The 18,982-nt window shown below is 44.5% G+C and carries 17 protein-coding genes, 1 pseudogene and 1 other annotated feature (1 of these 19 cut by a window edge); of the genes and pseudogenes, 14 read left to right on the top strand and 4 right to left on the bottom strand.

From position 1 onward, the window contains the following. Nucleotides 1–189, top strand: a binding site (T-box leader); it begins 37 nt to the left of the window's first position. A gap of 287 nt (nt 190–476) precedes the next feature. The 5 genes and pseudogenes from leuS (at nt 477) to BV455_RS12345 (ending at nt 5,536) form a co-directional block, all read left to right on the top strand. Then, nucleotides 477–2,894 carry a leucine--tRNA ligase gene (gene leuS / locus BV455_RS12325; protein ID WP_042407714.1) on the top strand — a complete coding sequence of 806 codons (2,418 nt, stop codon included), beginning with the start codon at nt 477–479 and terminating at the stop codon, nt 2,892–2,894. A gap of 50 nt (nt 2,895–2,944) precedes the next feature. Continuing rightward, the gene (locus BV455_RS12330; protein WP_017434904.1) at nt 2,945–3,259 is read left to right on the top strand and encodes a rhodanese-like domain-containing protein; all 315 of its coding nucleotides are present in this window, start codon (nt 2,945–2,947) and stop codon (nt 3,257–3,259) included. A 350-nt stretch (nt 3,260–3,609) separates the two neighbouring features. Further along, complete coding sequence (locus BV455_RS12335) at nt 3,610–4,884, top strand: helix-turn-helix domain-containing protein (protein ID WP_042407712.1); 1,275 nt, start codon at nt 3,610–3,612, stop codon at nt 4,882–4,884. Between the two features lie 242 nt (nt 4,885–5,126). Further along, nucleotides 5,127–5,275, top strand: a pseudogene (locus BV455_RS12340) (peptidase M4 family protein); the annotation flags it as partial. An 81-nt stretch (nt 5,276–5,356) separates the two neighbouring features. Beyond that, nucleotides 5,357–5,536 (top strand): sporulation protein Cse60, encoded by a 180-nt coding sequence (locus BV455_RS12345; protein ID WP_017434907.1) that lies wholly within the window; start codon nt 5,357–5,359, stop codon nt 5,534–5,536. A gap of 9 nt (nt 5,537–5,545) precedes the next feature. Here BV455_RS12345 and BV455_RS12350 read toward each other — a convergent pair whose 3' ends face one another. Beyond that, nucleotides 5,546–6,820: a BaiN/RdsA family NAD(P)/FAD-dependent oxidoreductase gene (locus tag BV455_RS12350; RefSeq protein WP_017434908.1), complete on the bottom strand. Its 1,275-nt coding sequence runs from the start codon at nt 6,818–6,820 to the stop codon at nt 5,546–5,548. A gap of 124 nt (nt 6,821–6,944) precedes the next feature. On the opposite strand from BV455_RS12350, the gene BV455_RS12355 reads away from it, so the two are divergent. Further along, entirely contained in the window at nt 6,945–8,573 is a 1,629-nt protein-coding gene (locus BV455_RS12355; RefSeq protein WP_061578767.1) for a putative polysaccharide biosynthesis protein, read from the top strand. Nucleotides 8,574–8,593: 20 nt separating this feature from the next. On the opposite strand, the gene BV455_RS12360 is transcribed toward BV455_RS12355, so the two are convergent. Then, nucleotides 8,594–8,815 (bottom strand): hypothetical protein, encoded by a 222-nt coding sequence (locus BV455_RS12360; protein WP_017434910.1) that lies wholly within the window; start codon nt 8,813–8,815, stop codon nt 8,594–8,596. Between the two features lie 111 nt (nt 8,816–8,926). Here BV455_RS12360 and BV455_RS12365 point away from each other — a divergent pair, with 111 nt between their 5' ends. Then, complete coding sequence (locus BV455_RS12365; RefSeq protein WP_017434911.1) at nt 8,927–9,649, top strand: pseudouridine synthase; 723 nt, start codon at nt 8,927–8,929, stop codon at nt 9,647–9,649. 189 nt (nt 9,650–9,838) lie between these two features. On the opposite strand, the gene BV455_RS12370 is transcribed toward BV455_RS12365, so the two are convergent. Next, the gene (locus tag BV455_RS12370) at nt 9,839–10,060 is read right to left on the bottom strand and encodes a DeoR family transcriptional regulator (RefSeq protein ID WP_015864852.1); all 222 of its coding nucleotides are present in this window, start codon (nt 10,058–10,060) and stop codon (nt 9,839–9,841) included. A 262-nt stretch (nt 10,061–10,322) separates the two neighbouring features. Between BV455_RS12370 and pepV the strand changes: the two genes are divergently transcribed. From pepV to BV455_RS12400, 6 genes are all read left to right on the top strand, one after another. After that, complete coding sequence (pepV, locus tag BV455_RS12375; RefSeq protein ID WP_017434912.1) at nt 10,323–11,735, top strand: dipeptidase PepV; 1,413 nt, start codon at nt 10,323–10,325, stop codon at nt 11,733–11,735. 82 nt (nt 11,736–11,817) lie between these two features. Further along, on the top strand, nt 11,818–13,008 hold the full coding sequence (locus BV455_RS12380) for an MFS transporter (protein ID WP_081159891.1): 1,191 nt from the start codon (nt 11,818–11,820) through the stop codon (nt 13,006–13,008). Next, nucleotides 13,005–13,574: an RNA 2',3'-cyclic phosphodiesterase gene (gene thpR, locus BV455_RS12385; RefSeq protein WP_017434914.1), complete on the top strand. Its 570-nt coding sequence runs from the start codon at nt 13,005–13,007 to the stop codon at nt 13,572–13,574. Before BV455_RS12380 ends, thpR begins: the two co-directional genes overlap by 4 nt. Nucleotides 13,575–13,591: 17 nt before the next feature. After that, entirely contained in the window at nt 13,592–14,527 is a 936-nt protein-coding gene (locus tag BV455_RS12390) for an NERD domain-containing protein (RefSeq protein WP_017434915.1), read from the top strand. Between the two features lie 160 nt (nt 14,528–14,687). Continuing rightward, complete coding sequence (gene pulA / locus BV455_RS12395) at nt 14,688–16,835, top strand: type I pullulanase (protein ID WP_218687245.1); 2,148 nt, start codon at nt 14,688–14,690, stop codon at nt 16,833–16,835. Nucleotides 16,836–17,044: 209 nt separating this feature from the next. Then, complete coding sequence (locus BV455_RS12400; protein WP_017434917.1) at nt 17,045–17,827, top strand: phosphotransferase family protein; 783 nt, start codon at nt 17,045–17,047, stop codon at nt 17,825–17,827. Here BV455_RS12400 and BV455_RS12405 read toward each other — a convergent pair. Beyond that, nucleotides 17,801–18,070, bottom strand: a complete 270-nt coding sequence (locus tag BV455_RS12405; RefSeq protein ID WP_017434918.1) for a YtzH-like family protein — start codon at nt 18,068–18,070, stop codon at nt 17,801–17,803. The genes BV455_RS12400 and BV455_RS12405 overlap by 27 nt on opposite strands. 192 nt (nt 18,071–18,262) lie before the next feature. Here BV455_RS12405 and trmB point away from each other — a divergent pair, with 192 nt between their 5' ends. Beyond that, nucleotides 18,263–18,919: a tRNA (guanosine(46)-N7)-methyltransferase TrmB gene (gene trmB / locus BV455_RS12410; RefSeq protein WP_017434919.1), complete on the top strand. Its 657-nt coding sequence runs from the start codon at nt 18,263–18,265 to the stop codon at nt 18,917–18,919. Nucleotides 18,920–18,982 lie beyond the last annotated feature (63 nt).

Raw genomic sequence — 18,982 nt, forward strand, 5'->3', positions numbered from 1 at the left:
GACGGCAGAGAGTTGACGGTCGGTGCGAGTCAACCGAAGTTTGTTCACGAACTCGCCTCGGAGTTGCGGGCATGAGCGGCTTTCGCCTCGTAATGTCCGCCGTGAATCTGCGTTAATGATGAGAGTGGGCATGCAGTTTTGCATGCTAAGAAGGGTGGTACCGCGGGAATGGCACCTCTCGTCCCTTTTGGGCTGAGAGGTTTTTTTATTTTCGCTTTTGTTAACAATGTTTACTAGAAAAAAGATAGGAGGTGTAGACCTGGTTACTAAAATCGCTGTCGTGTACTAACCGATGGAAGGAATGGTGCACGACAGGAGCCGTCGCTAACAGCGATCCACGGGATGTCTTTCACAGCAGGTGAGACATGAGGGATTCCCTTCCTGATGGAACTCGGTGAGAATCCGAGCGGCAAGCAGTTTTGCTGGTTCCATCGCGATGTGTCGATTTTTATAGATTTTAGTAACCAGGAAAGGCAATGAGCTTCAACCATCGAGAAATAGAGAAAAAATGGCAGGATTATTGGGAAAAAAATAAAACGTTTAAAACGGTCGATGACGATGACAAGCCGAAATTTTACGTGCTAGATATGTTCCCGTATCCGTCAGGAGCAGGGCTGCACGTCGGCCATCCGGAAGGCTACACCGCCACTGATATTTTGGCGCGCATGAAGCGGATGCAAGGCTATAACGTGCTTCATCCGATGGGATGGGACGCGTTCGGCTTGCCGGCGGAGCAATATGCGCTTGATACCGGAAACGATCCGGCGGAGTTTACCGAAAAAAACATTAATACGTTCCGACGCCAAATTAAATCGCTAGGGTTTTCGTACGACTGGGACCGGGAAATCAACACGACCGATCCGAATTACTATAAATGGACGCAATGGATTTTCTTAAAGCTGTATGAGAAAGGGCTCGCTTATATGGATGAAGTCCCGGTCAACTGGTGCCCGGCGTTAGGCACGGTGCTTGCCAATGAAGAAGTTATTAACGGCAGAAGCGAACGCGGCGGCCACCCGGTGATCCGCAAGCCGATGCGGCAATGGATGCTCCGCATTACCGCCTACGCGGACCGTTTACTCGAAGACTTGGAAGAGTTAGATTGGCCGGAAAGCATTAAAGAAATGCAGCGCAACTGGATTGGCCGCTCAGAAGGCGCGGAAATCCGGTTTGAAGTCGATGGCCATGAAGAAACGTTCACCGTCTTTACCACTCGTCCAGATACGCTATTTGGTGCGACGTATACTGTATTAGCTCCAGAGCATCCGCTTGTTGAAAAAATTACGACTCCAGAGCAAAAAGCGGCAGTGGAAGCGTATTTAGATGCGATTAAAAGCAAGAGCGACCTTGAGCGCACTGATTTGGCGAAAGAAAAAACGGGAGTATTCACCGGCGCATATGCGATTCACCCAGTCACTGGCGAGAAGCTGCCAATTTGGATTGCCGATTATGTGCTGATGAGCTACGGCACTGGTGCAATTATGGCCGTGCCAGCACACGATGAGCGCGACTATGAATTTGCGAAAAAATTTAATTTGCCAATCAAAGAAGTTGTCGCCGGCGGCGATATTGCGAAAGAAGCATATACGGGCGACGGAGAGCATATTAACTCTGATTTCTTAAACGGTCTAAACAAAGAAGAAGCGATCAAGAAAATGATTGAATGGCTAGAAGCCAATGGAAAAGGACAAAAGAAAGTTTCATACCGTCTCCGCGACTGGCTGTTCAGCCGCCAGCGCTACTGGGGCGAGCCGATCCCGATCATTCATTGGGAAGATGGAACGATGACGCCGGTGCCGGAAGAAGAGCTGCCATTAAAGCTGCCAAAAACCGATCAAATTAAACCGTCCGGTACAGGAGAATCACCGCTTGCCAATATCAAGGAATGGGTGAACGTCGTCGATCCGAAAACAGGCAAAAAAGGGCGCCGCGAAACGAACACGATGCCGCAATGGGCAGGAAGCTGCTGGTATTATTTGCGTTATATCGATCCGCATAATGACAAGCAGCTGGCCGATCCGGAAAAATTGAAAAAATGGCTGCCGGTTGATGTGTATATCGGCGGTGCGGAGCATGCTGTGCTTCACTTATTGTATGCGCGTTTCTGGCATAAATTTTTATATGACATCGGCGTCGTGCCGACAAAAGAGCCGTTCCAAAAATTGTTTAACCAAGGCATGATTCTTGGCGAAAACCATGAAAAAATGAGCAAATCAAAAGGAAATGTCGTCAATCCGGACGATATTATCGAAAGCCACGGTGCCGATACGCTGCGCTTATACGAAATGTTTATGGGACCGCTGGAAGCGTCGATCGCCTGGTCGACTAAGGGGCTGGACGGAGCGCGCCGCTTCCTAGACCGCGTCTGGCGCTTATTTGTCGAAGAAAATGGAGAGCTGAACCCGAAAATCGTCGACAATCCGGAAACGGATACACTTGAGCGCGTATACCATCAAACGGTGAAAAAAGTGACCGAAGATTATGAAGCGCTTCGCTTTAATACAGCGATTTCGCAATTGATGGTGTTTATTAACGAAGCATACAAAGCGCCGCAGCTGCCAAAAGCCTATATGGAAGGATTTGTGAAACTATTATCGCCGGTTTGCCCGCATATCGGGGAAGAACTATGGCAAAAACTCGGCCATAACGATACGATCGCATACGAGCCATGGCCAACGTATGATGAATCAAAACTAGTGGAAGAGGAAGTTGAAATCGTTGTGCAAGTGAATGGAAAAGTAAGAGCGAAACTGCATGTGCGCGCGGATTTATCGAAAGAGGAGCTTGAACAAATGGCATTGCAGGACGAAAAAATTAAAGAGCATATCGCCGGCAAAACGGTGCGCAAAGTCATTACCGTTCCTGGGAAATTGGTGAATATTGTAGCGAACTAATCTAGTGCCCCTCCTTTGCGAGGGGCATACGATAGAAAGGAGACGAAGTGATGGACGAAATTAAAGAAATCACTGCGGCGGAAGTAAAAGAAAGACTTGATCGTGGCGAAAAACTGAACATTGTCGACGTACGCGAAGATGAGGAAGTCGCACTTGGCATGATCCCTGGAGCGAAACATATCAAAATGGGAGAAATTCCAAGCCGGCTCGATGAATTCAATAAAGAGGAGGAGTATATTTTCGTTTGCCGCTCCGGCCGGCGCAGCGAAAACGTTTGCCGTTATTTGCAGGAATTAGGCTACCGCGTCTGCAATATGGTCGGCGGGATGCTCGAATGGGAAGGAGATACGGTGCCAAAAAAATAGCCTATTGTTTTGGCTGAATCCTATTCTTTTTGATACAGTAAAGAAAAAAGCGTTCGGTTGTTTCTTTACGAGAAGCGACCGAGCGTTTTTTCAAGAAGGTAACCGCTTTTGTCGCAACTCGTTTTTCGTCGACACGGCGATATTTTCCTAATGATTGCACTTATAACCCGTTGATTTTCCCAATAAACGAAAGAGCGTGATTTAGTACAATAAAAGACATAAAAGAGCGATACCGGTTTCTTTTTCTATCCCTTTAGTACCAATGGGTGATTCCTAACCCGATAAAAAGATTGTATAATTTTCGTTAAATTTAAACTATTCGCACACATGGGCAAAGGGGTAGATATTCATTGAAGATTGGCGATCGCTTAAAGTTCACCCGTCTCAAAAAAGAAATGACTCAAGAAGAAGTGGCGGAAGGAATTATTTCCGTATCGTATTTGTCGAAAATTGAAAACAACCAAGTAACGCCGAGTAAAGAAGTGTTGCACTTACTTTGTCAGCGGCTTGGGATTGACAACTTATTTCACGAACGGATGAATGAACTGATGAAGCAAATAATGTTATGGTATAAGGCAATAACAGATAAAAATGAATGGAAAGCAGCGGAAATGTATGAAAAAATAAAGAAAATGATAGAGTATTTTAACGATGCGGAAGCAAATATTTATTTTCTACTAATGGAGATGCGCTATTATTTGTTCATGAAAAATATTTCCGCCGCTGAAGCCGCAATGATGCAGATTCGCGAATTGTACAATGCATTTGACCATGAAATGAAATACTACTATTACAAATTTTTCGGGCTTTTATATTATTGCAAAGAAAAATATGAAGAAGCGCTGGAGTATTACAAAAAGGCAGAGGAGCTGTTTCGGCTTCAATCGTTTCCAAAGTGGGAAGAAGCAGACTTGTATTATTTGTTAGCGCTTGCATACAGCCGGTTATGGAAAATGTTAAGCTGCATCAACTATGTGCAGTGCGCGCTAGCCATTTACCAAGCAGATTATAACTTAAAGCGAAGCGCGGAATGTCATGTGCTGCTAGGAATTTGCTATCGAAGGTACGGCGAGTTGGACAAGGCGGTCGAATGTTACTCCCTTGCGCAAAAGGCGGCGCAAATGGTCAACGATATTGAACTGCTGGGCATTATTGAGCATAATTTGGGCTACTTGAAATCGATGAAGAAGGAGCATCGGGAAGCGATTCGACACTACGAAAATAGTTTAGTATATAAAAAACACGCTACGCTTGCCGATCGCTTTATTACGTTATTTTCTCTTATTCGCGAATATTATGTTTCGCAAAATTATCGCAAGGCGCTGGCAAGCGTGGAAGAAAGCCTGCAGCTTTTAAAACAGCATTCCGAACCTATTTCCTATGAATATTACCTTCATTTTACCGTCTATCAATATTTATTATCCCGCGATGTTTCTGAACAGGAATTCGAAATGTTTATGAAAAATGAAGTTATCCCTTATTTTCAAAAACACAAAAAATATGAAGATGTGGCGCAATACGCCGAGTATTTAGCAGACTACTACGAGCGCTGCCACAAGTATAAGCTAGCAAGCAAATATTATAAAATGAGCTATGATTTTCTAAAAAAAATTATACCTATTTAGGAGGAATCGTTTTAAAAAGAGCGATGATCAGCGTGTTATTGTTAATGGTGTTAGGAGTGCCAGTTTTTTCGGCCATGTCCAAGCGCCGAAAGAAGTCGCCAAAGATCAATTTCCACCGCCAACCGCTATGGTAAAATAGCCAAAAAGTCAGCCGGCGATATAGGTGACGGCTGTTTTTTGTTTGGACAGCCAGCGTTTTATTTATAGGCAATTAGTCTTGTATGAAGAAAGTGCGTATGATTTACAAAAACGTGCCTAACCGACTCAGTTATGGTGGAAACATGCGATGATCCGCTTCACCATCCATTATAGCCGCGAGTATCATAACGTGTTTTGGAACGGTCCACAGATGGTGTACGGGGATAGAGGCGGACAAACATTCCTTGCATTTTTTGAAAAAAGGGCGTGAAGGAATTTCTGCATAGTTGGTGAAAATGATGAAATAAAAGAAAAAACCGGAGGGAGAAGAAAAATGTACAAAGTCAAAGTATTCGATAAAGAGCATGAAAAGGATTTGGAAGCAGCGGTCAACGATTTTTTATCACGATTAAAAGACGGACAGTTAATCGACGTCAAATACAGCGTGGCGGCGATGGAGTCGGAAGGAGAACAAATTTACTGCTTTTCGGCAATGATTATTTACCGGACCTAACGTTGCCTATTAGGTCCGGTGGGAAATGGCGTATGCGGCGGCATTGACGCCGGCGAGCCGGCCGGTCACCAATGCTGCGGTGATGTTATAACCGCCTGTGTAGCCGTGAATATCTAAAATTTCCCCGCAAAAATAAAGACCTTCCATGAATTTGGAAGCCATCGTTTTCGGTTGGATTTCTTTCACCGAAACACCTCCGCCGGTGACAAACGCTTTTTCTAACGGCAATGTGCCATGAACGTGAAAGGTAAACTGTTTGCACTGATGGACAAACGTCCGAATCATTTCGTGCGACACTGTTGCGGCCGGCGCCTGCGGGTCGATGCCGCTTTGTTCTAGCAAAAATAAGACATATCGCTCCGGCAGCAAGCCTTTTAACACGTTTTTGACCGCTTTTTTGGGCTCTTCTTTACATAGATGGGCAATGTGCTGAAACAGTTCTTCCTTATTGTGGTCAGGAAGCGCATCAATGCTCATCATAACCGCATCTTTGCCATACTTTTTCAGTGCTTTGACGACGAATTGGCTGCAGCGAAGGGCGGCCGGGCCGGAAATGCCGAAATGGGTAAACAGCATGTCCATTCGATGGGTAATGATCGGTTTTCCGTTTGGTTTCAGGACGCTTAAAGCGACATCGCGCAGCGACAAGCCTTGCAAAATCCGTTCTTGAATGAACGGTTCCTTTGATGTAATCGGAACTTCGGTTGGAAACAACTCGGTAATCGTATGCCCCGCTTTTTCTGCCCAAGCATAGCCGTCACCGGTAGAGCCGGTCTGTGGGACTGATTTGCCGCCTACAGCGACGACGACTGCCTTGGCTTCGATAAATTCGCCGGTTTTTAGCGTGACGCCTATCGTTTTTCCATGCTCGTACCCAACATCAGCAACCGGCGTGTTGAGCCAAACATCTACATGCAGCCGTCTTAACTCGTTCACTAACGCTTGTACAACCGATTGCGCGTTATCGGTCACCGGAAACATGCGACCATGATCTTCTTCTTTTAGCTGTACGCCTAACCGTTCAAAAAAGCGAATAATATCTTCATTATTAAATTCGGAGAAAGCGCTGTATAAAAATCTTCCGTTTCCAGGAATATGTTTAATAATTTCTTCGACAGGGAGACGGTTTGTTACGTTACATCGTCCGCCGCCGGAAATGGCAAGTTTCCGCCCTAGCTTGTTCCCTTTTTCAATAAGAAGCACTTTTGCCCCTTGTTCCGCAGCGCCAATTGCCGCCATTAATCCCGATGGCCCTCCCCCAATAACAACAACTTCATATGTCATTTTCTTCACTATCCTTTCCTTCTTGATTATAATGGAGCGGGGGAAAATTTCTCGACATGATCAAAAATATGATAAAATATCATAGTTATCATTTTCAATGTGATCAAATTAGGGAAGGGATCGTATGTCTACCTCAAAATTATTGCGCGGAACGTTTATTCTGACAGCTGGTGTTATGATTTCCCGGATTCTCGGCTTAATTTATGTCATTCCTTTTTATCATCTTGTAGGGGAACAAGGCGGTGCGCTTTACGGGTATGGATATGTGCCGTACCAAATTTTCATTAGTCTCGCTACAGGAGGACTGCCGCTGGCGGTTTCCAAGTTTGTGTCGAAATATAATGCTTTGGAAGAGTATCGTGTCGGTTATGTGTTATTTCAATCGGGATTACGATTAATGATGGTTACCGGCATCGTTTCTTGCGTTGTTTTATATGCCATTGCCCCATGGCTTGCTCCGTTTGTTATTGATGAACGTGCAAACGTCAATTCTATTAATGACGTCGTAACCGTTATTCGCGCGGTGAGTTTTGCGCTTATTATCGTTCCTGTCATGAGCTTAATCCGCGGTTTTTTCCAGGGGCATGAATCGATGGGGCCGACAGCGCTATCACAAGTGGTCGAACAAATCGTCCGCATCGCCTTTTTGTTGATCGGTTGTTACGTCGTTTTGCGCGTACTTGAAGGCTCTCTCGTTACAGCAGTCAGCGTGGCAACGTTTGCCGCTTTTGTCGGCGCACTCGGTGGGCTCGCTATTCTCATTTGGTATTGGTGGAAGCGAAAGAAGTATCTGGATGATTTATTAGAAAGAGATCGTGGACAAGTTAAGCTTTCTTTGAAAGAAATGTACAAAGAATTATTTCTGTATGCAGCGCCGTTCGTTTTTGTTGGACTAGCGATGCCGCTTTACCAGTTAGTTGATCAGTTTACGTTTAACCATGCGATGGCGAACATAGGACTTGGGAAAATTTCTGAACATGCTTATTCTATTTTTAATATGTGGGCGCAAAAAATTGTCATTATTCCGGTAACGCTGGCGACATCATTTAGTTTGACGCTAATTCCAACGATTACAAAGGCGTATGTGGAAAGAGACCGACAATCATTGCGAAAATATTTAAACCAAACGTTTCAAGTAGTAATGTTTTTAACATTGCCTGCTGTTGTCGGCATGGCGCTTCTTGCAGGACCGGTTTATGCAGCGTTTTATAGTTATGATCCGCTTGGAGAGCAAGTGTTGCGCTGGTATGCGCCAACTGCGATTTTGTTCGCATTGTTTTCCGTGACAGCGGCGATGCTGCAAGGCATTAATCAACAACGTTTTTCGGTCGTCAGCTTAACGATGGGACTTTTCGTGAAACTTTTACTCAATACGTTTCTTATTACAAAATTTGCGACGATTGGCGCGATACTTGCGACTATGTCTGGTTATTTGGTTTCGGTTATATTTAATTTATGGATTATTAAAAAATACACAAAATACCGATATCAGTTTGTCATACGCCGCACGATTTTTATTGGAATATTAACGGCGCTTATGTCCATATTTGTTGCGATTGTACAGCTGCTTTTGAAATCGATGCTTCATTATCGTGGCGGAACAGTGGAATCGATCGTGATCGTCGCGATTGGTGCAATTATCGGCGCAGGAGTGTATTTCTTTTTCAGCGATCGGTTTGGTCTGCTTGCCTCACTGTTTGGCGATCGCTTTGCATTTTTGCGGCGCAGAAAGGAAAAGAAGGCGGTCTCTTAGCCGCCTTCTTTTCTAAAAGATTAAAATTCTTCAAAAGGAAGCCCAAGCCGGCGCTCGACGCGTTGCAAGCGACGGTTAAGACGATTGAGACGATCTTCATGACGCTGTAACGTCCGTTCGATCCGATTCAGTTGCTGCTGAATGTTTCCGAGACCTCCTGGGAAACCTCCTGGGAAGCCAGGGCCAAAAGGTTGAGTAGGTTGTTGACGATAATCATCTGTCATTGGAAGATAATAATTCATTATGGGCCAATCTCCTTTCTTCTTTTTTCTTTCATAGTGTATGGAAATAGGAAGAATGCGGACTAGACAAACGCCTAATTGAAGCAAATTTTTTAAAAGGTGGTGAAAACATTGGGGTTGCGTATTGATAAAATGCTGGCCAACATGGGGTACGGAACAAGAAAAGAAGTAAAAAAAATGCTGAAATCAGGGGTTGTCAAAATTGACGGTGTTGTGGTAAAAGATCCGAAAACACAAGTCAACCCGACTGAGCAGGTCATTACTGTCTGGGGAGAAGAAGTGGAGTATAAAGAGTTTATTTATTTAATGATGAACAAGCCGCCGGGAGTGATTTCGGCAACAGAAGATATGGTGGAAGAAACGGTCATTGACCTGCTAGAAGAGGAAGACCGAGTGTTTTTGCCATTCCCGGTTGGGAGGCTGGATAAAGATACAGAGGGGCTTTTATTGCTGACGAATGACGGACAGTTGGCCCACCAATTACTTTCGCCGAAAAAACATGTGCCAAAAACGTATTTTGCTGTCATCGATGGAGCAGTAACAGAGGAAGATGTGGCGGCATTCCGCCGCGGCGTGGTGTTAGATGACGGTTACAAAACGAAGCCAGCGGAGCTCGTTATTTTAAAATCTGGGCTTCGTTCCGATGTAGAGGTAACGATCACAGAAGGAAAGTTCCACCAAATAAAGCGGATGTTCCGGGCGGTAGGTAAACGGGTCGTTTACTTAAAGCGGATTCAAATGGGGCCCCTTGTTCTCGATCCTTCACTGGATGTCGGGCAATATCGCGAATTAACCGATGAAGAGGTGGAAATGTTAAAACAGTTTCGCGCATGAATCTTTCCCCCTTTCATTCCGTTTAGAGGAAGGAAGACTTCTCAGGAAAAATGTGAAAGAGGAAAAAAAAGGAACCTCGGTTGGGTTCCTTTTTATATGCAAACTAAATACATATTCTGCTTTTGGCATGTTGAGGCTTATTCTTATTTCGCTATAACCTCTCACCTTTTTCTCTCTTCTCCACATCCGTTAAGAAGATATACGCACCTTCTTGTTGGTTGTCGTCCATTTGCCCTTGCTAGGGCTGCGAACTAGGTCGTTATACGCTAACACATTTAAATCGCGCTGAATCGTCCTTGGGGTGGTGCCAAACTCATCAACAAGTTCCTGCGTCGTTACGGTTCCCTTCTCGCTAATGTACATGTACACCGATTTAATTCGTGTTAGCATACGATGTGTTGAAGGTTTCAAAAGACCACTCCCTATCTTTGCATAATTCGCATGGCACAACATCACTTTTTCCAAGATGAGAGATTATATCTTTTTGTCTTTTTACTATCATTTTACACGAAAATAGATGAAAAATGCTACCCATTTGCCGATATTAACGAAATATTTAAACATTTTGTGAAGAAGTTGTAATATCACTGCAAAAAAAGAAAACTTTGACTTTCTTGATTCATTTGTGTTACGTTGACAACAAAGAGCAATGAAAAAGAAAGGAAGAGTAGGTGTGGGCATCAACTGGCTAGAAGAAGTATTAAAGCGGAAAGAAGAGTTGATTCAAGATACGCAGGCGCTTTTACGCATTCCGAGCGTTCTTGACGAAGAAAGTGCCACAGAGGAAGCACCGCTTGGCCGAGGAGTATATGAAGCATTGCAATTTTTGTTGCGGCGTGGACAGGAGGAAGGTTTTACAGCCAAAAATCTCGATGGACTGGCTGGACATTTGGAAATGGGACAAGGTGATGAGCTCATCGGTATATTATGCCATGTCGATGTCGTGCCGCCTGGGGACGGCTGGTCGAGTGATCCGTTTGCGGCGGAAATTCGCGATGGGAAAATCTATGCCCGCGGCGCCATTGATGATAAAGGGCCGACAATGGCGGCGCTTTATGCGATGAAAATAGTAAAAGAACTCGGTTTGCCGCTTCGAAAACGGGTGCGCATGATTATCGGAACGGATGAAGAGAGCAACTGGCGCTGTGTCGACCATTATTTCAAGCATGAAGAAATGCCGACGATGGGATTTGCTCCGGATGCTGATTTTCCGATTATTTATGCAGAAAAAGGAATTGTCGACCTCGATTTGTGTCAGCCGCTTACCGAAATGAGTGAACAAGGCGGAATTCAGCTGTATTCGTTCCGCTCCGGCCGCCGTTACAATATGGTGCCTGATTTTGCCGAAGCGGTATTGGCTGTAAATGATGAACAAAAAGAAAAAATAGAGAAGCATTATCATCATTTTTTGCGTGAGGCAAACATGAAAGGAAATGCCATTGTCAAAGAGGAGACAATCACTTTTCAACTAGAAGGGGTTTCCGCGCACGCGATGGAGCCGGACAATGGAAAAAATGCCGGCTTATGGCTGGCGAAATGGCTTTCGAGTGTCGAGCTGGATGCGCCGGCAGCGTCATTTATCCGTTTTGTGACCGACTATTTCTTTGCTGATTCACGCGGAAACAAGCTAGGTATTGCCTACCATGATGAGATTACCGGAGATTTAACGGTGAACGTCGGCATCTTATCGTATGACCGGCAAGGCGGTGCAAAAATCGGCTTAAACATCCGCTATCCGGTTACGAATGAAATAGAACAAACAAAACAAAAACTAGAAGCCGTTGCCGCACAGCATGGCTTTACGGTCGGGCATTTCAGTGACTCCAAACCGCATTATGTCGACCAAAATCATGAATTAGTACGGACGCTGCAGCGTGTATACGAAGAACAAACCGGTGAGCGCGCTACGCTGCTTTCCATCGGCGGCGGCACCTATGCCCGCTCCTTAAAAGCGGGAGTCGCGTTTGGGCCGCTGTTCCCAGGCCGTCCGGACGTAGCACACCAAAAAGATGAATACATCATCATTGATGATTTGCTAAAAGCAACGGCTATTTATGCTCAAGCTATTTATGAATTAGCAAAGTGAAAAATTGCCAAATTTATGTTACGATAAAGATAACCGCTCTTTGTTGAGCGGTGCTTTTTTGCAAAAGGATGGGAGAGGCGGCATGGAAGTAACGCTGAAACGAGGGGAATCGACCAGCAAGAGTGTATTTCCGCTTTTTTATTTTTTCGTATTTTTCGCCTTTGGGGCGCTATTTCCGCTTTTATCTGTCTATTTGCAAGAAGAGGTTGGACTTTCCGGGACAGAGATCGGGGCAATTATGTCCATTAGCCCGGTAGTGATGATGTTGATCCAGCCGCTTTGGGGAATGGTTACCGATTATACGCGTAAACCCGTTTTCGTACTAACCGTTGCATTATGGGCCACTGCAGTCACCGGATTTGTTTATTCATTGGCCGCGGAATATCGCTGGCTTATGGTAATCGCGGTTTTGCTTGCGGCGATGCAAAGCGCCATCGTGCCGATTTCGGACAGCATTGCCCTTCATCACGTACAACAAGATGGCGGCAGCTACGGCTCGATTCGCTTATGGGGGTCGCTCGGTTTTGCGGTCGCCGTATTAGCCGGCGGCTGGTTATCTGACCATTTTGCCTTTATGACTATTTTTTATTTGTTTTCGTTGATGCTCATATTAGCTTCTTTTCTTGCTTGGCGGCTTCCCAAACAGAGTCAGACGATGAATTCGGGAACGCTTCGCGGTGTCAGACAGCTGCTTGCCATTCCGCATTTTTTGCTATTGCTGCTCTCTACGTTTCTCATTTTTGGTCCGATTTTAGCCAATAATTCTTATTTTGGCATCTTCATTAAGCAGCTTGGCGGAACATTGACGGGAATTGGATTTGCCTTTCTACTGGCAGCGGGAAGTGAAGCGCCGTTTATGAAAATGACGGATAGGCTGATCCGCCGCTTTGGGCTGATTCCGCTCTTCATTTTTGCCACGGCAGTATCAGGCTTGCGCTGGTTCCTGTATTTTTGGGAACCACCGCTTGTTTTCGTATATATCACAACGATTGCGCAAGGTTTTTCCGTCGGTTTGTCGATCCCAGCGGCGCTTCAATATGCACGCGATATCGCTCCGAAGCATGTGCAGGCGACAGCCGTATCTCTTTATTCTGCTGCCGGGAACGGATTTGGAGCCTGGTTTTGCACTTTTATCGGCGGATATCTTCTTGATCGCTATCATATTGGAGCGGTATACTTATTTTTTAGTGTATGTACATTTATCGGCATGTTGTCATTAATCGCGATCCATTGGCTAAATAAAAAAAATCATTCTGCAGGTGAAGAAAGATGAAACAAACACATTATTTTATCGCGGTTCCAATGGCTGCGGAAGTAAAAAAGCAAATTGCCCAATGGAAAGAGCAAATCGCCTTTGCTTTTCCGTTCCGGACATGGGTGCACGAAGAAGATTATCATATTACATTAGCGTTTTTAGGACATGTTCCGCAGGCCAAAGTGGAAGAAGTGCGGGAAAAAATGGCCGAAGTGGCGGTACGCCACACTCCTTTTTCTTTATCTTTATCGGAAATCCGTACATTTGGCGACCGGACCGCACCGCGCATTTTATGGCAAGGGGTGGAAAAAGAAGAGAAACTGTGGGTGCTGCAGCGTGATGTGTATACGGCTTGCACCGACATCGGCTTTTCTTTAGACAAACGGCCATTTACCCCACATATTACCATTGCCCGCAAATGGCAAGGAAGCGAGGCGTTTCGTCTGGAGGAGCTGAAACAGAAACCAAGGATAGCGGCGACTTTTTCTGTTCGTGAAATCGTGTTGTATCAAACCCATTTAGACAGAACGCCGAAGTATGAGGCGATCGCTTCATTTCCGTTTTCTGAAAAAGCAACTTCTTAAAAAGGAAGTGTGCAAGTGTGGGGCAATTAATTAAGCTGCAAGATTATATTTCTCGGTATGAAACCGATGTATATCACTATGCTCCTGAATTTATTCGCCTAAAGAAAAAGCAATGGGAGCAAACGAAAGAACAATGGGAGACTGGCCGAAGAAACAATGCTGCTCCCGTCCAGGAGGAAACGTGGGAATGGCTGCTGGAAAAGCCGTCGTTGTTGGAGAGGATGAAAAAATGGGTGCGGCGTTCTTCCGTATCGGAAGATGATGAGGACGTTCCAAGCGCTGATAAGAACGATATTGCAATAAAGGCCGCCAATATCGATGAGCTAAAAATGTTATTTTTAGAAGAACTATTTCATATGCAGCTAAAGTGGGCAAGTTCTACCGCTTGGTATGAATCCAATGTAGAATCAAAATTTTACTACGATGAAACATTAAAGTATTTTTTGCAGCGTTTTCCCGATACGTACCTATGTTTATATAAGCCAGTATTTTTAGTAAAAAACGCCCGAGTCGAATTAGATGTCCTTTTGCTGAGCCCGACCACAACATGGTGCATCACTTTTGTCGAGGGAGAAAAAGATAATATTATTATCGCTTCTTCCGACCGCTTTTGGACGGAGATGACGAAGCGGGGGGAAAGAAGGAGAATCAATCCGGTTATTGCACTGCAACGAATGGAGAAAATTGTTGTTGATATATATAAACGGTATCATATCGATTTCCCTGTGAGAAAAGCGGTAATCAATCGCTACGGCTATATCGATGACCGCCATTCTCTTAGCGGTGTCCAATACATTGATAAACGAAATTATGCGCGCTGGTTTTCAGCGTTAAGGGAATTAACACTCCCGCTAAAGCATGTCCAGTTAAAAGCAGCTTCTTCGCTGTTGAGTCACTGCTATAGCCATTATGATATCCGAACCGCTTGGAATACGGATGAGGAGAAGGTGTAAAGCTAATTACACCTTTTTTATTTATTGTTTATATTTTGCTTACATATCAATTTCTCCGATATACAAGATGGCTACAGTTGTCATCCGTTTCCTTGGCACTGCATTTCTTCTTTCACGTATGATAATAACACAGCCTGCACCAAAAGAGAGGTGAGCAGATTTGCTTCAGATAAATCGGAATTTTGCTGCATATTTAGATGCGATGAATGTGGTGACGGTGTTAGTGCCGAAGTCGTATTTCAATGGAGAAATGCAAACATTTACGCTAGGAATGCCATACGGGGAGCGACATCCTTTAACCATAGAGCGAAAAACGGATTTAGGGGAAAGCGTGAAATACGAATGTTTATGTCCGATTCCGATTGAAATAGGAAGGGAATATCTTCTTTATGATCATCAAGGAGAAGCGACCGATTTGCAAATTGGCGCGGTCGTGCGGACAGCGGCATTTGATGAGCAATTTTTTTATGACGGCGATTTAGGCGTCGTGTATACAAAGAAGGAAACGACTTTTCGCGTTTGGGCGCCGACGGCGACAGAGGCAAAAGTAAAGCTGGTTCAACCGCAAACGAACGAAGTGGATTATATACCGCTAAAACGGCTGGAAAAAGGGGTATGGACGGCAACTGTATGCGGCGATTTGGAAGGAATGTATTACACTTACGTCGTATGTGTAAACAAAATTTGGCGCGAAGCGGTGGATCCGTATGCGGTGGCCGTCTCTGTCAACGGGGAGTATGGAGTGATTGTCGATTTAGCGAAGACACGAACGGAAAAGCCGCCTCTCCCTCCGCTTTCTTCACCGACTGACGCGATTATTTACGAAATGCATATCCGCGATTTTACGATTCATCCGGACAGCGGCGTAGTCCATAAAGGAAAATATTTAGGATTGACCGAACTCGATACAAAGGGGCCAAATCATACGACAACCGGGCTTTCTTATTTAAAAGAGTTGGGTATCACACATGTCGAACTGCTTCCATTTAACGATTTTGCCGGAATCGACGAACGCGACCCGCTACGGCAATATAACTGGGGCTACAATCCGGTTCATTATAATGCACCAGAAGGAAGCTATGCGACCGATCCAACGGACCCTTATGCGCGCATCTGCGAGTTGAAACGCGCGATTCATACGCTGCAGGAATACGGCATCCACGTCATTATGGATGTGGTCTACAACCATGTTTATATACGGGAACAGTCTTCCTTCGAGAAAATCGTTCCAGGATATTACTTCCGTTATGATGAGTACGGCAATCCCGCTAATGGCACTGGAGTTGGAAATGATATTGCTTCCGAACGGAAAATGGTGCGAAAATGGATCGTGGACTCGGTTCGTTTTTGGGCAGAGGAGTACCATGTCGATGGATTCCGTTTTGATTTAATGGGAATTTTAGATATAGAAACAATGAAAGCGGTTCGCGAAACGCTCGATGCGCTAGACCCGTTCATTCTTGTATTTGGAGAAGGATGGGATTTGCCGACACCGCTTCCGTCCAAGCAAAAAGCAACAATGCATAATGCCGAACAGCTGCCGCGCATCGGCTATTTTAACGATTATTTTCGCGATAGTGTCAAAGGGAGCACATTTCAGCTGCTTGACAGAGGATTCGCCCTTGGCAATTGCGATCATCGGGAAAAGGTGAAAGTGGCAATTAGCGGAAGCATCCGCAAAAAAGGAGGAATGTTTCTTCATCCGCTGCAAACCGTTAATTATGTCGAATGTCATGATAACCATACATTTTGGGATAAAATGGAGGCAGCAAACGGTCATGAAAATGAACAAACGCGGAAGAAACGGCAAAAATTAGCAACCGCGATCGTTCTGCTCTCGCAAGGAATTCCATTTTTGCATAGCGGGCAGGAGTTTTACCGAACAAAACAAGGAATAGACAACAGCTATAATGCTCCTGATTCGATTAATCAAATTGACTGGATCCGAAAGAGCGAGCATGAAGATGATATCCGCTACATTCAAGGGCTGATTGAACTGCGGAAATCCCATCGCGCTTTTCGATTTTCTACTGACGAGGAAATAAATCATTACCTTTTTTTTCTTGAACCAATGCCTTCATCTATAATCGCTTATCATCTTCGCGGTGTGGAGCAATATGGGCCGTGGCGTGATATTGTCGTCATTCACCATAATCAAGAGGAAAAGCAAGATGTGTTTCTTCCCGATGAAGATAAATGGTATGTGCTTTGCGACGAGGTTCGCAGCGGAACGGCGCCGCTGTTTTCTGTGCAGAAAAAAATAAGCGTCGATGGAATCGGAACGTGGGTGCTTGTGAAACAAATGTGATTTTCCTGTTTTTTACAATTGACATAAAATATTTGCAAGAAGTGACCATATTTCAGTATAATACAAGTAAAATGAACGGATAAGGACGTGATTCAGCCGTCCTTTTTATTTACAGAAACTGTATGAAAACTAGTAGGACAGCTATTGTCTGAAATACGGAATCAGGTGATCGCTGTCTCTTATTTTTTTAAGTCGAAGGTGAACATGCTTTGGAACAGTTACTAGGGAAGGAGTGGGACATCACTCCGGCTGGCGGTGCAACAGGAGATGCATATTTTGCGGAATATGAAGGGAGAAAGTTGTTTTTAAAACGGAATTCTTCCCCATTTCTTGCGGTTTTGTCAGCGGAGGGAATCGTCCCGAAATTAGTTTGGACGAAACGATTGGAAAATGGGGATGTATTTACCGCTCAACAGTGGCTGAACGGGAGAGAATTAAAGCCGCATGAGATGGGAAGTGAACAAGTGGCGAGTTTACTGAGCAAAATTCACCGTTCCAAAGACTTAGTGATCATGCTGAAGCGGCTCGGCAAAACTCCGTTGCGGCCAGAAATGATGTTGCAAACACTCAAAGGATCCTTTGCTCGTTATGCGTTGGCCAGTCCATTCATCGATCAAGCGTTCCACTGGCTCGAACAGCACCTATCTTCCTTGCAATGTGATGAGCATGTTGTCTGTCACTGCGATATTAACCATAACAATTGGTTGCTTGCTGAAGACGGCAAACTGTATTTAATTGATTGGGACGGTGCAATGATCGCCGATCCCGCCATTGATATAGGCATGCTTCTTTACTCCTATATTCCGGAAGAAAAATGGGAAGAATGGCTGGAACTTTACGGGTTGGAACTAACCGACAGCCTACGTCTGCGCATGAAATGGTATACGATCGCGCAAACGCTTTATTCGCTTGTATGGCAAAAGGAAAAAAATGCAAAAAAGGAAATGCAACAATCGCTGCATTTCCTACGTAAGCTGGTTGACCCAGTCTGATAATTGCTGCTGGTGGGATAAAATGTGCGAGTTTAAATCAGCGCTGTATTTCCCGTTCTGCCCATATGCGTAGATATCGGGAAGGATGCTTTTGACTTGCGGATGCACTTGTTCATTTCCCAGCAATGATTTGACAAGCCGCTCAATTTGTTCGCATTCGGAAACGGTGCCGCAGCAGTCGGCTTGGTGTTCCGATAAAATGTCTTTTAATATGGTGATTTGATGATGATGATCTAGTGGCAATTGGTACCACCATCCTTTAAAAAATATGCGGTACATTTTATAATATGCACTTATACAGCAGAGTTTATGATTGCCACCTTTTGCAGTCGTATGTGCGGCTGTGTTTTTTTATGCTTTCCGATTATTGACTTGCATAGGAATGTGTATTCGTGGTATTGTTGACAACGATGAACAAAAAACAGAGGTGTCAGTATGCGTCTACGTAACAAACCATGGGCCAAAGAAAAAATTGCTTCTTATCCACATTATGTGATTCCTCATCCAGAACAATATAAAGGAAGATGGAAAGAAGTATTTGGAAATGATCATCCCATCCATATTGAAATTGGTACTGGCAAAGGGAAGTTTATCACTGAGATGGCCAAACTACATCCCCATATTAATTACATCGGCATTGAACTATATCCGAGCGTGCTTGTCTCCGCACTCGATAAACTCATTGAAAATGAACTGCCGAATGTACGGTTATTAAATGTCAATGCGAAAGATCTGACCAATTTTTTTGCCGAAGGGGAAATCGAGCGCATTTATTTAAACTTTTCCGATCCGTGGCCGAAAAAACGGCATGAGAAACGACGCTTGACTTATCGGGCTTTTTTGGAACTGTATGAAAAAGTATTGGTGGACGAGGGCGAAATTCATTTAAAAACGGACAATCAAGGCTTTTTTGAATATTCGCTTGTAAGCTTTTCCCAATACGGCTTAGTGCTGACGTATGTCAGTTTAGATTTACATCATAGCGATTTTGCCGGAAATGTGATGACCGAATACGAGGAAAAATTTGCGGCAAAAGGGAACCGGATTTATCGGTGTGAGGCAAAATATCCGCCGAAACATCGCTTTGCGTAAAAGGCTGTCTAAGCCTTTTATTTTTTGTTTTCGAAATATTTGCGGAAGTGTTACACTAAATGG

It is taken from the genome of Parageobacillus caldoxylosilyticus (assembly GCF_019272935.1).
GTDB classification, from domain to species: Bacteria; Bacillota; Bacilli; order Bacillales; family Anoxybacillaceae; genus Saccharococcus; species Saccharococcus caldoxylosilyticus.

Excerpts from the sequence above, each read along its gene's own strand:
- BV455_RS12380 (WP_081159891.1), top strand. The coding sequence starts at position 11,818 with ATGGAAGTAACGCTGAAACGAGGGGAATCGACCAGCAAGAGTGTATTT.
- BV455_RS12345 (WP_017434907.1), top strand. The coding sequence starts at position 5,357 with ATGTACAAAGTCAAAGTATTCGATAAAGAGCATGAAAAGGATTTGGAA.
- leuS (WP_042407714.1), top strand. The coding sequence starts at position 477 with ATGAGCTTCAACCATCGAGAAATAGAGAAAAAATGGCAGGATTATTGG.
- BV455_RS12350 (WP_017434908.1), bottom strand. The coding sequence starts at position 6,820 with ATGACATATGAAGTTGTTGTTATTGGGGGAGGGCCATCGGGATTAATG.
- BV455_RS12330 (WP_017434904.1), top strand. The coding sequence starts at position 2,945 with ATGGACGAAATTAAAGAAATCACTGCGGCGGAAGTAAAAGAAAGACTT.
- BV455_RS12360 (WP_017434910.1), bottom strand. The coding sequence starts at position 8,815 with ATGAATTATTATCTTCCAATGACAGATGATTATCGTCAACAACCTACT.
- trmB (WP_017434919.1), top strand. The coding sequence starts at position 18,263 with ATGCGTCTACGTAACAAACCATGGGCCAAAGAAAAAATTGCTTCTTAT.
- BV455_RS12355 (WP_061578767.1), top strand. The coding sequence starts at position 6,945 with ATGTCTACCTCAAAATTATTGCGCGGAACGTTTATTCTGACAGCTGGT.
- thpR (WP_017434914.1), top strand. The coding sequence starts at position 13,005 with ATGAAACAAACACATTATTTTATCGCGGTTCCAATGGCTGCGGAAGTA.